Annotated in this window: 15 protein-coding genes; 3 read left to right on the top strand and 12 right to left on the bottom strand. The window is 71.2% G+C overall.

Annotated elements, in window-relative coordinates; all coding sequences use genetic code 11:
* Window positions 1-55: 55 nt before the first annotated feature.
* The 11 genes from ACQVFL_RS18935 to ACQVFL_RS18985 form a co-directional block, all read right to left on the bottom strand.
* The gene (locus tag ACQVFL_RS18935) at window positions 56-1,471 is read right to left on the bottom strand and encodes an FAD-dependent oxidoreductase (protein ID WP_431727188.1); all 1,416 of its coding nucleotides are present in this window, start codon (window positions 1,469-1,471) and stop codon (window positions 56-58) included.
* On the bottom strand, window positions 1,468-2,256 hold the full coding sequence (locus ACQVFL_RS18940; RefSeq protein ID WP_431727189.1) for an alpha/beta fold hydrolase: 789 nt from the start codon (window positions 2,254-2,256) through the stop codon (window positions 1,468-1,470). Before ACQVFL_RS18940 ends, ACQVFL_RS18935 begins: the two co-directional genes overlap by 4 nt.
* Before the next feature lies 1 nt (window position 2,257).
* Window positions 2,258-2,767 (bottom strand): BMC domain-containing protein, encoded by a 510-nt coding sequence (locus tag ACQVFL_RS18945; RefSeq protein WP_431727190.1) that lies wholly within the window; start codon window positions 2,765-2,767, stop codon window positions 2,258-2,260.
* Window position 2,768: 1 nt separating this feature from the next.
* Entirely contained in the window at window positions 2,769-3,056 is a 288-nt protein-coding gene (locus tag ACQVFL_RS18950; RefSeq protein ID WP_396694295.1) for a EutN/CcmL family microcompartment protein, read from the bottom strand.
* A 19-nt stretch (window positions 3,057-3,075) separates the two neighbouring features.
* The gene (locus ACQVFL_RS18955; protein WP_350698211.1) at window positions 3,076-3,705 is read right to left on the bottom strand and encodes a hypothetical protein; all 630 of its coding nucleotides are present in this window, start codon (window positions 3,703-3,705) and stop codon (window positions 3,076-3,078) included.
* 1 nt (window position 3,706) lies between these two features.
* Window positions 3,707-4,864, bottom strand: coding sequence for a methyltransferase domain-containing protein (locus ACQVFL_RS18960; RefSeq protein ID WP_431727191.1), 1,158 nt, complete (start codon window positions 4,862-4,864; stop codon window positions 3,707-3,709).
* Window positions 4,861-5,628 (bottom strand): hypothetical protein, encoded by a 768-nt coding sequence (locus tag ACQVFL_RS18965; RefSeq protein ID WP_396694291.1) that lies wholly within the window; start codon window positions 5,626-5,628, stop codon window positions 4,861-4,863. The genes ACQVFL_RS18960 and ACQVFL_RS18965 overlap by 4 nt, the downstream gene beginning before the upstream one ends.
* A 35-nt stretch (window positions 5,629-5,663) precedes the next feature.
* Window positions 5,664-5,963 (bottom strand): ethanolamine utilization microcompartment protein EutM, encoded by a 300-nt coding sequence (eutM, locus tag ACQVFL_RS18970; RefSeq protein WP_396694795.1) that lies wholly within the window; start codon window positions 5,961-5,963, stop codon window positions 5,664-5,666.
* Window positions 5,964-6,053: 90 nt separating this feature from the next.
* Window positions 6,054-8,060, bottom strand: coding sequence for a hydantoinase B/oxoprolinase family protein (locus tag ACQVFL_RS18975; protein WP_431727192.1), 2,007 nt, complete (start codon window positions 8,058-8,060; stop codon window positions 6,054-6,056).
* On the bottom strand, window positions 8,057-10,117 hold the full coding sequence (locus ACQVFL_RS18980; RefSeq protein ID WP_431727193.1) for a hydantoinase/oxoprolinase family protein: 2,061 nt from the start codon (window positions 10,115-10,117) through the stop codon (window positions 8,057-8,059). The genes ACQVFL_RS18975 and ACQVFL_RS18980 overlap by 4 nt, the downstream gene beginning before the upstream one ends.
* Window positions 10,118-10,218: 101 nt before the next feature.
* Complete coding sequence (locus ACQVFL_RS18985; protein ID WP_431727194.1) at window positions 10,219-11,832, bottom strand: ABC transporter substrate-binding protein; 1,614 nt, start codon at window positions 11,830-11,832, stop codon at window positions 10,219-10,221.
* 355 nt (window positions 11,833-12,187) lie between these two features.
* Here ACQVFL_RS18985 and ACQVFL_RS18990 point away from each other — a divergent pair, with 355 nt between their 5' ends.
* The 3 genes from ACQVFL_RS18990 (at window position 12,188) to ACQVFL_RS19000 (ending at window position 14,972) form a co-directional block, all read left to right on the top strand.
* Window positions 12,188-12,976: a cupin domain-containing protein gene (locus tag ACQVFL_RS18990; RefSeq protein WP_396694283.1), complete on the top strand. Its 789-nt coding sequence runs from the start codon at window positions 12,188-12,190 to the stop codon at window positions 12,974-12,976.
* Window positions 12,973-13,419, top strand: coding sequence for a dimethylsulfonioproprionate lyase family protein (locus ACQVFL_RS18995; RefSeq protein ID WP_431727195.1), 447 nt, complete (start codon window positions 12,973-12,975; stop codon window positions 13,417-13,419). Before ACQVFL_RS18990 ends, ACQVFL_RS18995 begins: the two co-directional genes overlap by 4 nt.
* Before the next feature lie 62 nt (window positions 13,420-13,481).
* A complete protein-coding gene (locus ACQVFL_RS19000; protein ID WP_431727196.1) occupies window positions 13,482-14,972 on the top strand; it encodes a CoA-acylating methylmalonate-semialdehyde dehydrogenase in 1,491 nt (496 codons plus the stop codon).
* 92 nt (window positions 14,973-15,064) lie between these two features.
* On the opposite strand, the gene ACQVFL_RS19005 is transcribed toward ACQVFL_RS19000, so the two are convergent.
* The gene (locus tag ACQVFL_RS19005) at window positions 15,065-15,589 is read right to left on the bottom strand and encodes a MarR family winged helix-turn-helix transcriptional regulator (RefSeq protein WP_431727197.1); all 525 of its coding nucleotides are present in this window, start codon (window positions 15,587-15,589) and stop codon (window positions 15,065-15,067) included.
* Between the last annotated feature and the right edge of the window lies 1 nt (window position 15,590).

Consider the following 15,590-nt stretch of genomic DNA (forward strand, 5'->3'; position numbering starts at 1 on the left):
GAATCCCGTGGTGGACCTCCGTGCATACAGGACAGGGAGTGGTGTGCCGTGTCGATCACCCGCCGAGCCGCCGGCCGAGTAGCCGACCGAACGCCAACGCCGGGGTCACCGCCATCCCCCCGCAGAACGCGGCGCCGCTGGTGGCGCCCATGCCGATCGCCTCACCGACGGCGTACAGGCCGGGAACGACCCTGCCGTCGTCGCGGCGCACCCGGAAGGCCGCATCGACGTCCAGGCCGCCGAAGCTGCAGAGCAGCGCGGCGGCCGACCGCACCGCGTAGAAGGGCGGCCGGGCCACCCGGTGGCCCAGGTGCCGTCGGCCCAGCGCGTCGACGCCCCGGTCGACCGCCAGGTGGTACGCCCGCACGGTGCGCCGCAGGCCGTCCGGATCGATCCCCGCCCGACGGGCCAGATCGGTGAGGTCGTCGGCGAGCCAGGCCACGTCCCCCTGCCGCGCCTGGGCGCGGAGACCGTCCGGGCCCCACGCGGGCACCAGCGGTGACCCGGCGTCGATCGCCGCGTCGTCGCACACGATCCAGAACGCGGCGCCCGGCTGGTGCTGCACGGCCCGCTCGTGGCGCGTGACGTCGCCGAGATCCTCGGCCACGAACCGGTCGCCGTCGGCGTTGACCCAGATCTCCCGGGGTACGCGGTCGGCGGGCGCCAACTGCGCCACCTCGGACCAGAAGTCCACCCGGCCGGGCGTCGAGCGACGTTCGAGCAGGCCCAGGCGGGGGGTGTGCAGGTCGGCGAAGCGGACGGCGGCACCCAACGGCGTGGCCATCCGCATCGCGTCGCCGGTGGAGGTGGGCTCGGCGTTGGTCACCAGGCGGGGTGCGCCCGGAGTCACCGCGGAGAAGATCTCCGGGTTGGCCCCGTACCCGCCCGAGGCGAGCACCGTGACGTCGGCGCGCAGCTCACGCTCACCGTCCGGGGTCCGTACGACGGCACCGGTGACGCCACCGCCCTCGGTACACAGACGCAGCGCCCGCGACCGCAGCCGCAGCGTGACCCGACCGGCGTCCACCTGCGCGGCGAGCAGTGGCCGCAGCGTCTCGCGGATCGACCGGCCCCGGTCGACGCCCCAGTAGGTGCGGGGTCGGGAGTACGGCGAGTGCCCGTGGTAGACCACCGGCATGCCGGGGGCGAACGGGAAGCCGTTCTCGTCGAGCCAGTCGACGATGCCGGGGGCCTCGTCGACGGCCAGCCGGATCAGGGCGGGGTCGCCCTGGTGGTGCCCGATGCGCTGGACGTCGGCGAAGTGCCGGTCCGGGTCGTCGTCGATGCCGGCCGCGCGTTGGCGGCGGGTGCCGGCGGCGCTCATGTGTCCGGCGGAGACCCGCAGGGTGCCGCCGATGTCGGTGCCGACGTCGACCAGGTCGACGCGGAGCCCGGCCCGGGCCGCCTCGATCGCGCAGGGCAGACCTGCGGTGCCGGCGCCGATCACCAGGACGTCGGTCCGCCCGGTCACGGTGCCCGCCCGGACCCGGTGACGAAGGAGACCACGGCGGTGGCGAACTCCTCCGGCACCCGCCACGGCAGTTGCCCGGTGGAGTCGGTCAACCGGACCGAGGTCGCGTCCGGGCGGATCTGCCGGGCGATGTCGTCGCAGTGGGCCAGCATGTCCCGGGCGGCGGTGAGCAGCAGCACCGGGCAGGGTGCGCTGCGCAGCGGCTCGGTCGGGTCGTAGCGGAAGGCGGCGCGGTAGGCCCAGTTGTACCGGTCGAACACCGAGGCGATGTTGGCCACCGCGAGGTTGACCAGCTCCGGTGGCTGTTCCCAGATGTCCAGGTACCGTGCCCAGAGGTCGCGCAGGTGCTGACCGGTCGGGTCGATCGGCCTGTCGGGCGCCCAGGTGGCCCCCAGCCGCTCCCGTTCGGCCCGGTCGAGCACCAGGCCGGACAGGATCGCGTGGGTGACCCGGCCGGGCGCGGCGAGGTCGGTGACCGCCAACGCCAGGGAGGCGCCGGTGTGCTGTCCGGCGACGGCGAACTCGTCGATGCCCAGCGCGTCGACGGCGTCGAGCAGCAGGCGCGCGTAGCCGGGGATCTCCGGGGGTTCGGGCGGCGGGTCGGACTGCCCGTACCCGGGGGTGTCGAAGGCGTACGCGCGTAGTGAGCGGCCGAGCGCGGGCATGGCCGGCGCGAAGACGTTGGACGCCTGCGGCGACTCGTGCAACAGCACGAGTGCCGGTCCCCGGGTACCGCTGCTCCGGTAGTGGATCTGGGCCCCCGGCGGGCCCACGTATCCGCGCATGTCACTCCCCTCGCTCGGTCGGTGGTACGGGCGGCGGAGGCCGTCGCTTCGGGGCGGTCGACCGCGCGGCGCGTCGTCTCGGGCTGCCGCCGGACGCGGGCGTCGCGGGGCGGTCGGCCTCGCCGGTGCTCTCCCCGACCGGGTCCGGCCGGTCCTCAGCACGAGTGGCCTCAGGTTCCGGCCCGCCAGCGTCGGTGCGTGCTGCCTCGCCGGTGTGCCGGTCGGCCGGCGGGGCGTCCCGCACGAGGTGGGCCGGTACGGCGGGACGGCCGAGCACGGTCGCGACGATCGTGCCGCCGGTCGCCGCGACGGCCTGCCGTGCGCTGTCCACCGCCGCCGTCACCGAGGCCATGTCGCCGATGAAGGAGACCGTGACGAGACCGCCACCGATGCGGCTGACGCCGATCACCGTCACCTCGGCCGCCTTGGCCATCACGTCGACGACGACGATCGAGGCAGCCAGTCCGCGCGTCTCGACCATGCCGAGCGCACCCGCATTCCACAGGTCCACGTCAGTCCTTCACATAGTTGACCCACGCCTCGGTCTCCAACCGGTCGACGATCGCGACGATGGTGGAGTCCACGGGCGCCTGGCTGGATTGCCGTTCCGCCAGTCGTGCCGCGCTGCCGCACGCGACCAGGACGACCTCGCCCCGGCCCGCGCCGACGGTGTCGACGGCGACGTACGGCTCCACGGCGTGCCCCTCACCCAGGGGCGTGACGACGAGCAGCTTGGCGCCAGTCAGCGTCTCGGCCTTGACGGTGCTGACCACCGACCCGATCACCCGGGCGATACGCATGCCGGATCACCTCGTTCCTCTAGCGCCGGGACCAGGGCGTCTTCTCGAAGGCCAGCCGGACGGCCTGCCGGGCCGACTCGATCTCGGCGTGCAGTCCGGAGACCCACAGCCGCCCGAACTGGCCGACGCCCCGGACGTCCACGATCTTGACGTCCGCCGACTTCTCCACCTCGTTGCCGACGGCGGAGATGTAGGCGGCGGGCTGGCACTCCACCACCAGCATCGACTCGCCGGCCACCAGCAGGGAGCCCTTCTTCGACCGGTTGACCAGTTGCGCCTGGTAGGCGTCGATGTTGGAGACGACCTTCGCCGAGACCAGTTCCGCGGGCTGCGCGTCGGCCTCGGTCATGCCGAGCAGGTCGAGGATGGTGCGACCGGCCTGCCGTACGGCGTCCTGCGACATCGAGTGCAGTTCGGTCATGCCGTACTGGCGCTCGACGACCTGGGAGCCGGGCCGGACACCGGCACCCTTGACGGCCGCGTCGACCAGGGCGTAGACGTCGCTGCCGGGGGATATCTCCAGGAAGAGCTGGGACATCCCCTCGACGACCGGGTCACCCGACATCACACTGCCCAGCAGGGCGGCCATCTGTGGCTGGAGTCGGTCGACGAACGCGTACGTGCGCAGCTCGACCTCGCTGCCGGCCACGTCAGCGCCGACCCACGAGCAGCGAGAGGGTGCCGCTGCGCCGACGCTCGCCGCTCTGCAGGACCCGACCGGTCGGTGTGGTGACCTCCTCGACGCACTCCCGTTTGCAGGACAGCTCCGAGCAGTCGCCGGTGAATCCGGCGTCGCGGGCGGCCTGGAGGAGGTCCATGTCCCGCATCGGGCCCCAGAACGGCTCGTTGTTGTTCCAGGTGTCCCAGTCGATGAGGAACTGCACCAACGGGTCGAGCCCGGCGTAGCCGGGGAAGTCCGCGTGGATCATCATGCCGCCGGGGGCGAGCAGCCGGTGACACTCCCGCAGGATCGCGCGGACCGCGTCCGGTGGCACCTCGTGCAGCACGATGTGCGAGACGATCAGGTCGAAGTGCCCGTCCGGGAACGAGGTCGCCTCGGCGTTCTGCTGGGAGAAGTGCACCTTGCGGCCGAGTGACTCGGCGCGGGCGTGGCCGTAGCGCAGCAGGGCCGCGCCGACGTCGACGCCGTGCACCTCGGCGTCCGGGTAGGCGTCGACGTAGGGCAGCGTCGAGTTGCCCACCCCGCAGCCGATCTCCAGGATCCGCTTCGGGCGGAAGTCCCGGTGGGACTGTTTGAGGTAGTTGTTGACCACGGACTGGCCGTAGTCGTCGTTGAGGGCACCCATCTGGCCCATGGCGTAGACGTAGACGCCCCGGTCGTAGAGTGCGCCGGCGGTGAGGTCGTCCGCCACGTACTCGCCCCGGTAGCCGCCGGGCATGGCGTGGATGTCGATGCCCCAGAAGTACCAGGGCAGCTCGAAGGCGGGATCCAGTTCGAGGGAGCCGAGCCCGCGTTCGGCCCGCTGCGCGCGGGCGGCCAGGTCGTCCCACTGCCGGGCGATGCTGTCGGCCACCACGTTCCAGAGCAGGTCCTGGCTCGCCCGGCGCACGGAACTCCAGAGCTGGTAGTACGGCTCCGGTTCCATGGCTCGGCGCACCGCTTCCCGGTCCCGGGGTGCGACGCCCGTCTCCTGCTGGTATCGGGGGGCGACGCGGTGTGTGTACAGTTCCCGGACCCCGGGGGTCACCTCGGTGGAGATGTGCGACTTCAGTGCCCGGACGAAGTTCTCGCGCGCGAGTTCGTCGTGGTTCTCTCGGGGCAGGACCCCGTGCTCCTGCTGTGTCATTTCCCCTCCCCCACCTGTGCGAAGGCCTGCCGGATGACCTCCCGGTAGGACTCCGGGGTCTCCTCCCGCACGATCTCCTCGCGCCACTCGTAGAAGACCCGCAGCACCCGGCCGACGAACGCCGCCGCCTCGGTGTCTCGGGCCTGCGCGTCGGCGTCGGAGACCGGGTAGGCGTCCACGGCGCCGCGCTCGACCACCCGCCGGTCGGCGAGGAGTTGTTCCAGGGTCGTCAACCGTTCCCGCAGCACCCACACCTCGGAGGAGAGGGTGACCACGGTGGAGACGAGGGCTTCCATGCCCGGTTCGGCGAAGAACTGCGGGCGGGCGCCCTTGGCCTTCTTGGGCAGCGGCTGCCCGGGCAGTGGTTGTGCCTGGTCGGGACGGCCCACACCCGGTCCCCCGAACGCGCCCAACGCCTTGAGCGTCTCGGTGGCCACCGTCGAGGCGTCCGCGTCCGGGTTCGCCGACAGCACGGCGGTGGCGACCGTACGGATGGTCCGTTCCGCCTGTTCCTCGGCGCTGGAACAGCCGCACGAGCAGTCGTCGGCGTCGCCGCACCCGGCGCCCGTGCCGCCGGTCGGTGTCGGTGGCGCGGGCGTCGGCGGTGGCGCGTCCTGTCCTGTTCTGCGGACGTCGATGCCCAGGTTGCGGGCCAGGTCCTCCGCGTGCGGCGAGATCAGGTCACGCGCGCCCAGAAGGATTTCGCGCGGCCCGGTCGACCGGGCGACGTCTTCGATATCGACCGCAGTCCATACCCGACTCATGTGTCAACTCCTTCGACGAGCACGCGGTGTCCTGTTCAGGCCCTGGTTCCGCCCCGGGTCGCCCCGGTCGGCAGGATCGCCTCGACCTCACCGTGCGGGCGCGGGATGACGTGCACGGAGACGACCTCACCGAGCCGGGAGGCGCTGGCGGCTCCGGCGTCGGTGGCGGCCTTGACCGCGCCGACGTCGCCGCGCACGACCACGGTGACCAGGCCACCGCCGACGTACTCGGTGCCCACCAGCACGACGGTGGCGGCCTTGACCATCGCGTCGGCGGCCTCGATCGCCGCGACCAGGCCACGGGTCTCGATCATTCCGAGTGCGGACATCTGCAGGTCAGCCATGACGGTTCTCCTTCGATCGTTCGTCGGCGGGCGGGTGTCCGCCGGTGTTCAGGGCCTTGCTGGTCCGGCTGCGGTGCCGGTTCATCCCCCGGTCACCTGCCGGGCGATGCGGTGCACGAGCACCTCGAGTGGGGTGCGGGGGGTCGTCTGCGGGCGTGCTCCGCCCGGCCGTTGACCGCCGGGTGCCGCCGACGACGTACGGCCGGGCGCGGTGCCGGCGGCGGGTGGTGCGGGCGTACGCCGGGATGCCGGTTCGCGGGGCGGTTCGAGGCCGGTCTCGGCCCGGCACCGTGCCCGCAGTTCCTCGACCGTGCCGCCGTGGTGGAAGCGGGGCAGCTCCGATCGGCTCGCGGCGATCTCGGCGCGGAGTCTGCGGGTCTGCTCGTCGTCGACGCGGTCGCCGACCAGGACCACCCCGTGGCGGCGGGCGCCCTCGACGGTGACCAGTCCCCGTTCGACGTCGTGGCGTACCTGCTCCGGGTCGCGTTCCAGCGGGTCACCCCACCCGCCGCCGCCCCAGGTGACGAAGTGCAGCAGGTCGCCGGGGCGTACGTCGAGGTGATCGCACTTGGCCGGCACCGTCTGCCGCGATCCGTCGGCGCGTTCCAGGATCTTCGTGCCGCGTTGTCCCGGCTCGCCGCCGAGCACGCCCCAGGGTTTGGTGAACCACCGGTCGTCGTGGATGGAGACCTGGCCTGGTTCGAGGAACCGGTAGCCCACCCGGATGCCGTTGCCGCCACGGTGCTTGCCCGCACCGCCGGAGTCCGGGATCGACTCGTAGGACTCGATGCGCAGCGGGTAGTACGCCTCCAGGTACTCGTTGGGCACGTTGGTGAACGAGGGCCACATCGAGTGGCCGTCGAAGCCGTCGCCGACCGGTCGGGCGGGCACCCCGCCGAAGCCGATCTGGTAGAGCTGGAACCAGGTGCCGGAGCGGTCCAGGCCGGAGTACATCAGGTGCGGGCTGGAGGAGAACCCGGCGGCGCAGAGGAAGTCCGGCCGGCACTGGCCGAGCAGTCCGGCCAGGACGTCGAAGAGTCGGCCCAGGGCGTGCGTCCGGCAGGACAGTGCCGCCGGTCGTCGGGGCTTGAGCAGGCTGCCCTCGGGGATGCGGACGTCGACCAACGGGTAGAACCCGTCGTTGAACATGATCAACGGGTCGACGGCCATGATGGTGTACACGCCGAAGAACATCCGCAGCACGTTCTCGTTCAACAGGAAGTTGATCGAGCCCTCGGCCTGGTCGCTGGTGCCGGTGAAGTCGAGCACCACCCGGTCGCCGTCGCGCCAGAGCGTGCACCGGATGCGGAACGGCCCGCTGCCGCGCCCGTCGTCGTCGATGTAGTCCTCGAAGGTGACCGGCTGTTCGGGGACGACCTGCCGGAACAGCTTCGCCATGGCCTGGCGGTTGCGTTCCAACAGCAGGTCCAGCGTCGAGAGGTAGGTGTCCAGGCCGAAGCGCTCGCACAGTTCCCGGACCCGGGTCTCGGCGGTCCGGCAGGAGGCGAGCACGGCGTTGAGGTCGGCCCGGTTCCAGTTGGGCAGGCGTACCTGGTTGAGGACGGTGTCCAGCAGTTGCTGGTCGAGTGTCCCGCCGCGGAACAGCTTCACCGGCGGGACGATGACGCCCTCTTCGTAGATGGACACCGCGTCGGTCGGGAGGCTTCCCGGCACCTTGCCGCCGACGTCGCTCATGTGGCCGAACATCGCCGCCCAGCCGACCAGCGTGCCGTCGGCGTAGATCGGCAACAGCACCAGCCAGTCGTTGGCGTGGCTGATCGCGCCGTCGCAGGCGTACGGGTCGGAGGTGAAGAAGACGTCGCCCTCCTCCACCGTGCCGTCGTAGCCGGAGAGGAAGCCGTCGATGAAGGAGCCGAACTGTCCGGCGACCATCCGGCCCTTGCGGTCGGCGATCAGCGGGAAGGCGTCGTTCTGTTCCCGGATGCCCGGGGACATCGCGGTACGCAGGACGACCGCGTCCATCTCGAAGCGGGCGTTGCGCAGGGCGTTCTCGACGATGTCGAGCACGGCGGTCTCGACCTCGACCGGACGCGGCGCCCGGGTCGTCTCGACGATGACGGCGCTCATCGGCGCACTCCCTCCTCGGCGGGCAGGACGAGCAGGTTGCCCAGCCTGTCGACGCGCGCGACGCAACCCGGCAGGACCAGGCTGGTGGAATCCATCTCGACCACGATCGCGGGTCCGCGCAGTTCGTCGCCGGCACGCAGCGCGGTGCGGTCGTAGAGGGCCGCCTCCTGCCAGCCGCCGTCGACGTACACGCGTTGGCGGCCGATGACCGCGCGGGAGGCGTCGTGGTCGCCCGACTCGATCTCGACGGGTCGGATCCGTTCGGCGTCGGAGACCCCCACCGCCCGGATGTTGACGATCTCGTGCTGTTCGTCGAGGGCGAAGCCGAACAGGCGTCGGTGAGCCTCGTCGAAGCCGTCGCGCAGCGTGGAGATCAGTGGCTCCGCACCGGAGGCCGGGACGCTGACGGGGACCTCGAAGCCCTGCCCGTGGTAACGCACGTCGGCCTCGAAGCGGACCGTGCGGGCGTCGGCGGGCACCTCGGCCCGGTCGAACTCGGTGTCGATCTGGGTGGCCAGGTCGCTGAACTCGCGGCGCAGCAGCGTCTCGTCGAGGTCGTCGAGGGGGCGGACCAGTGACCTGTTCGCCTCGGCGCGGACCCCGGTGGAGGCGTCTCCGTAGGCGCAGAGCACACCCGGGGACTGCGGGATCACCACCGGCCACGAGCCGAGGAGCTTGGCCAGGGCGTTGGCGTGCAGGGGGCCCGCGCCGCCGAATCCGAAGAGCGCGAAACGTCTCGGGTCGTAGCCGCGCTGCACCGAGACCAGTCGCAGGGCGCCGAGCATGTTCTCGTTGACGATGTCGATGATCGCGGCGGCGGCGGCCTCCACCGTCACGCCGAGCCGGGCCGCGACGGTGCCGACCGCGGTGCGGGCCTTGTCGACGTCGAGGGGCATCGCGCCGCCGAGCAGCGCGTGTGGCAGGTAGCCCAGCACGACGTTGGCGTCGGTCACCGTCGGCAGTTCGCCGCCGCGCCCGTAGGTGGCCGGGCCGGGCAGGGCCCCGGCGCTGGCCGGGCCGACCCGGAGCGCGCCGGTCAGTTCGGGGACGTGGGCGATGGAGCCGCCGCCGGCACCGACGGTCTGCACGTCGATCGAGGGCGAGCGGACGGCGAGGTCGGCCACGGTCGTCTCGCGCCGGATGACCGGGGTGCCGTCCTCGATCAGGGCGACGTCGGTGGAGGTGCCGCCCATGTCCAGGGTGAGCAGGTCGCGGAAGCCGGCGGCCGGTCCGAGGGCCACCGCTGCGGCGACGCCGCCGGCCGGTCCGCTCATCAGCAGGCTGACCGGGATGTCCTCGGCCCGTTCGAAGGTCATCAGTCCGCCGTCGGAGCGCAGCACCCGGCGGTCGCCGACCAGTCCTTCGGCGACCAGTTTGCTGCTGAGGTTGCGCAGGTAGGCGCCGACGCCGGGGCGGACGTAGGCGTTGGCGACGGTGGTGAGAGTGCGTTCGTACTCACCCAGTTCCGGTAGGACACCGGCGGAGGTGGAGACCGGTACGCCGGGTGCCTCGGCGGCGGCGATCTCGGCGGCCCGCTGCTCGTGGACGGGGTTGGCGTAGGAGTTGACGAGGCCGATGGCCAGCGCGTCCACGCCCCGGTCGACCAGGTCGCGGACGGCGGCCCGCACGGCCGTCTCGTCCAGCGGGTCGATCTCGGTGCCCCGGGCGTCCAGTCGGCCCCGGACCTCGCGGACGTCTTCGAGTGCGACGAGTTCGGCGGGTCGGTCCCAGACGATCCAGCCGCCGAGTCCGCCGGGCACGTACGACCTGGCGATGTGCAGGACCTGCCGGTAGCCGACGGTCACGATCAGGCCGACCCGGGCGCCTCGGCGTTCGAGGACGGCGTTGGTGGCCACGGTCGTGCCGTGCAGGAACTGGCGGATGTCGGCGGCGCGGGCGGTGGCGTCGGCGAGGACCCGGGTCACGCCCTCGACGACGCCGACGGACTGGTCCTGCGGCGTGGAGGGCACCTTCGTGCGGCGGGTCCGGCCGGTCGCCTCCTCGATCAGAAGGACGTCGGTGAACGTGCCTCCGACGTCGACTCCAAGTCGGTACATCAACGACCTGCTTTCTCGGTACGTCAGTCGCGAACAGTCGTCGCCGGCGGGTCCCCCGCCGGTCGGTGTCCCCGGCGTGTGCACCGGGGACGCCGGCCGGGTCAGGAGACGGAGATGTCGTAGTAGTTGACGTGGCCCTGGGAGTAGCTGACGAAGCCGGTCACGCCGTCGCGGAAGGCGTAGAACTTCTGGGAGTCGACCAGCGGGATGGCCGGCATGTCCCCCACCATGAAGTCGTTGACCTGCTTGACCAGCGCCTCCCGTTCGGGACCCGGCTGCGTTTCGAGGATCTGCCGGGACAGCCCGTCGACGGTCGGTGAGCTGTAGTTCTGCAGGTTGGTCAGGCCACCGGTGGAGTAGAAGACCTGTAGGTAGTAGGCGGGGTCGGGCACCAGCGGGGTGCTGGTGGCCAACCAGCTCTGGAGCTTGCCCTCGCGCTTGGCGGCGTCGAAGTCCGCGCCGGAGGCCACGTTGTTCAGTTTGACCTCGATGCCGACCTTGGCCAGTTGTGACCGCAGCAGGACGGCCACCTGTTCGCTGTGCGCGCCGACGTTGGCCGCGTTGTAGGCCAGTTCCATCGGGAAGCCGTTGGGCAGGCCCGCCTCGGCCAGCAGTTGCTTGGCCCGGTCGATGTCGTGGGTGAGGGGCTGTGCCGCCGCCGGGGCGCCGAAGTCGTCGTGGATGAAGTCGCTCGACGCGGTGGAGTAGCCCTGGTACGCGGATTCGACGATCGCGGCGCGGTCGACGGCGTAGGAGATGGCCTCGCGGACCCGCTTGTCGTCGAAGGGCTCGGCCTTGAGGTTGGGCACCAGGACGTCGATGTTGGGGTAGAGCACCCGTTCGAGCCGGACGCCGTCGCTGTTCTCCAGCGAGGAGAGTTGGTCGAAGGTGAGCGCGCTGGCGACGTCGACCTGCCCGCTCTGGGCCAGTTGGAGCCGGTTGGAGGTGTCGGCCACGGCGCGGACCACCACGTCGGTCACGGTGGGCGTACCGCGGAAGTAGTTCTTGTTGGCGGTGAGGCGGACCTCCTTGCCCGGGTCGAACGAGCGCACCTCGTACGGGCCGAAGGTGGCGGTGTTCTCGCCCAGCCACTTGTAGGCGTACGGGTCGTCGCCGGTGGCGTGCTTCTTGGCCTCGACGGAGTCGTAGATCGTCATGAAGAAGGTGCTCAGGATCGAGACGCTGACCGCGTTCGGCTGGGCGACGTTGATCGTGACGGTCCGGTCGTCGGTGACGGTGACCGGGTTCTCGATGTCCCATCCGCCGATGCCCATGAGGATCTTGGCGATCGGTACGCCCTCGCTGTTGACCATCCGGTCCACGGACCACTTCACGTCCTCGGCGGTGAGGGCGTTGCCGAACTGGCTCTTGGCCTCGCGGAGGGTGAAGGTCATCTGCTTGCGGTCGTCGCTGAGTTCCCAGGACTCGGCGAGCTCGGGCTCGATCTGGTCCGGGGTCTGCAGGGTCGTCGCGCCGGCCTCGGGCTTGGTGAAGCGCACGAGGGTCCCGGAGATGTTCGGTAGCAGGTCGATCGAGATGAAGCCCTGGTAGCGCTCGGAGTCGAGGCTGGAGACCACGCCGGGCGCGGCGACGGTCAGCGCCTGGCCGGTGCCGGCGTCGGTGTCGTCGCCGTCGTTTCCACTACAGCCCGCGACAGCCAGGCTCGTCACGGCGAGCGCCGCCACGGCCCGCATCCGAACGGAAGTCGTTCCCATGCCGACACCTCCACATTGTGTGCAAGGTTGCTTTATCAGGCGTGCTTGACTTGGTGAAGCGGATCACAGGATGCGATGTTTGTATACAGGTCTTCGCCTGTCAAGGCTTCGTTCAGCCAGATCGCGACCATCCCGACCGGTTCGGCGCGAGTAACCGACGGCTAGCAGGGCAGACACCCACCCGCGTTCCAGCGCGCGCACCCCTGCCAGGCTTTGCATACATGGAGTTTGCGACACCCTAGCGCCGCATCCAGCCCGTGGCCACTAGCTGCGAAGCCAAGGTGAGCGCCACTCGCGGACCTAGACGCCCTCCGGCGGATTACATACAATCCTGCGTCAACTGAAGGAGGTCACCGTGACTCATGCCGGTAAGCGACGGGTCATCATCGATCAGGTGCCGCACCGCGTGTGGCGGGCAGCGGGCCTGCCCTTCGGACTTCTCACCCGCCAGATCAACGCCGACCCGGACACCGGAGCGCAGACGCTGGTCGTCGACGTCCCACCCGGCTGGCACATGCCGACGCACTGGAACGGCGCCGACCTCGAACTACTGGTCCGCGACGGCGACCTGACCATCGCCGGGCGCCACTGCCGCCCCGGGCACTACCTCTTCCTGCCCTCCGGCACCGCACTCGGCCCGGTCTCCTCGGAGCAGGGCGCTACGTTGATCTTCTGGACCGACTCCCCCTTCGAGGTCCGCACGGATGCCCCACCGACGCCGTCGACCCCACTCGGCGAGACCGTCGACATCTTCGACCGGGCGAACTGGCGACCGGTGCGGGAGGCGTTCGCCGGCGTCACCGACACCAGCAGCCACGGCGACCTCGACGTGCCCACCCAGTGCATCCGGCTGCGCAAGGTCGAGGAGAGCGGCAAGGACACCATCCTGTTCGTCCTGCCGCGAGGGTTCGAAAAGACCGCCCTGGAGTTCCACCACAGCACCGAGGAGATCTTCTTCCTCGGTGGCTGGTGCGCCACCGACCCGGAGCACGTCTATCACGCCGGTGAATACCTGTGCTGGGAGCCGGGCGTCATCCACGGCGTGGTCACCGGCTGGGAGGCGCTCTGCCTCTCCAAGCACCACGGACCGCTGACCAGCCCGCAGATCCCCCTCGGCGCCACGAGCGTGGACGCCGAACGGTGACCCGGTTACCCCACGACGGCCACCGGCGCGGCGGGCCGGGGACCTCGCGTCCGGCGTTCGTCGTGCGCCGCGACGCGCTGGAGTACGAGCTGATCTCCGCCCTCAACCACAACCCGGACGACGAGGGACTGGTGCACCGTCTCGTCGACCGGGACACCACCGGCGATCCGGAGTGCGAGTTCCTGACCGGCGTCTACCGGATGGAACCCGGGATGACCCACCCGCTGCACCTGCACGCCGACTCGGCCGAGTTCTACTACGTGCTCACCGGCACAGCCCGGTTCACGCTGGCCGACGAGGAGTTCGAGGCGGGCCCAGGCACCGCGATGTACATCCCCGCCGGTGTCGCCCACGCCATCGAGACCGGCAGCGCCGACGGCATGGAGCTCGTGTACTCCTTCAGCGCCCCCGACCTGCGGGGAATCGGCACCAGGTGGCTCTAGGTCGGTATCGCGCCGGACCCACCGCACATCGAGGCAACCGTGGATCGACGAAGGAGACGAGGGTGCGCAGGATCGAACATTGGATCGCCGGGGCGTCCGTCGCCGGCAGCGGGTACGCGACCGTGTACCAGCCCGCGACCGGCCGGCCCCAGGCACAGGTCGCCATCGGCGCCCAGCCCGAGATCGACCAGGCCGTCGCGGCGGCGGCCCGGGCCTTCGAGTCCTGGGGCGACGTGTCGCTGTCCCAGCGCACCAAGGTCCTCTTCCGCTTCCGTGACCTGGTCGAACGGCACGAGGACGAACTGGCGAAGCTGGTCACCACGGAACACGGCAAGACCGTCGAGGACGCCCGCGGCGAGGTGATCCGGGGCCGGGAGGTCGTCGAGTTCGCCTGCGGCATCCCGCAGTTGCTCAAGGGCGCCTACTCCGACCAGGTCTCCACCGGTGTCGACTCGTACTCCCTGCGCGCGCCGCTCGGCGTCTGCGCCGGCATCACCCCGTTCAACTTCCCGGTGATGGTGCCGATGTGGATGCACCCCATCGCCATCGCCTGCGGCAACACCTTCGTGCTCAAGCCCAGCGAACGCGACCCGTCCGCGTCGAACCTCGTCGCGCGGCTCTACGCCGACGCGGGCCTGCCCGACGGCGTGTTCAACGTGGTGCACGGCGGCAAGGAGGCGGTCGACGCGCTGCTCGACCATCCGGACGTCGCGGCGGTGTCGTTCGTCGGCTCCACCCCGGTGGCCCGGCACGTGCACCAGCGCGCCGCTGCCGCCGGCAAACGGGTGCAGGCGTTGGGCGGGGCGAAGAACCACGCCGTGGTGCTGCCCGACGCCGACCTGGCCGAGGCGGCACGGCAGATCACGTCGGCGGCGTACGGGTCGGCCGGACAACGCTGCATGGCGATCTCCGCCGTGGTCGCGGTCGGCGACGCCGGGGACGACCTGGTCGACCTGCTCAGGCGGGAGGCCACGGCCATCGTGGTGGGCCCCGGCGACCAGGAGCCGTCCCAGATGGGGCCGGTGGTCACCGACGAGGCGCGCGACCGCGTCATCACCTCCGTGGACGGTGCGCAGAAGGCCGGGGCCACCGTGGTCGTCGACGGCCGGGAGCTGCGGGTCGACGGCCACGACGACGGATACTTCGTCGGCCCCTGCCTGCTGGACCGGGTCACCCCCGAGATGGACGCGTACCGGCAGGAGATCTTCGGGCCGGTCCTGGTGGTGCTGCGGGCCGGGAGCCTGGACGAGGCGATCAGGATCATCAACGCCAACCCGTACGGCAACGGCACCGCCCTGTTCACCTCCGCCGGAGCGGCGGCCCGCCGCTTCGTGCGTACCGTCTCGGTCGGCATGGTCGGCGTGAACGTCCCGCTGCCGGTGCCGATGGCCTACCACTCCTTCGGCGGCTGGAAGGCGTCGCTCTTCGGCGACACGCACATCCACGGCCAGGAGGGCGTGGCGTTCTACACCCGGGGCAAGGTGGTCACCACCAGGTGGCCGGGCACCACCCCGACGGCCCGGCCGGACTTCCACTTCCCCACCGCCACCTGACCGGTCGGCGCTGACCGGCGCGGGCCTCCCGACGCCGGTCGGCGCAGCCGTCCCTCGACCGGCCCGCCCGCGGTGATGCATGCCGCCAGCGGCTACGGCCCGGACGTCCCGGGCGGTGCAGTGGCGCGGTCGATGGCGGCCTCGACCGCAGTGCCGATGCGCCGCAGGGCCGCGAGGTCGCCGGGTTCGAGCTGATCGATCAGGTACTCGCGGACCGCCGCGACGTGGCCCGGCGCCGCGGCCACGACGGTCTGGTAGCCGGCCTCGGTCAGGGTCGCGTTGGTGGCTCTGCCCGCGCCGGGGATCCGGGAGCGCGCGAGCAGTCCGCGTGTCTCCAGCCGACCGACGACGTGTGACAGGCGGGACAGTGATGCCGCCGCCCGTGCTGCCAGACGACTCATCTGCATCGTGCGCTCCGGTTCCTCGGACAGCACCGAGAGCACGATGTATTCGAAGAAGGTCAGCTCAGACTCGCGTTGCATCCGCGCGTCCAGGGCAGCCGGCAGGCTGATCATGATCGCGGAGTTGGCCAGCCATGCCGCCCGCTCGTCGTCCCTCAGCCACCGGTGCTCGGTGACGGATCCGGTCGACCTCGACGCTGCCCCTCTCCTGGCCATG

It is taken from the genome of Verrucosispora sp. TAA-831, assembly GCF_050780145.1.
In the GTDB taxonomy this organism is placed as follows: domain Bacteria; phylum Actinomycetota; class Actinomycetes; order Mycobacteriales; family Micromonosporaceae; genus Micromonospora.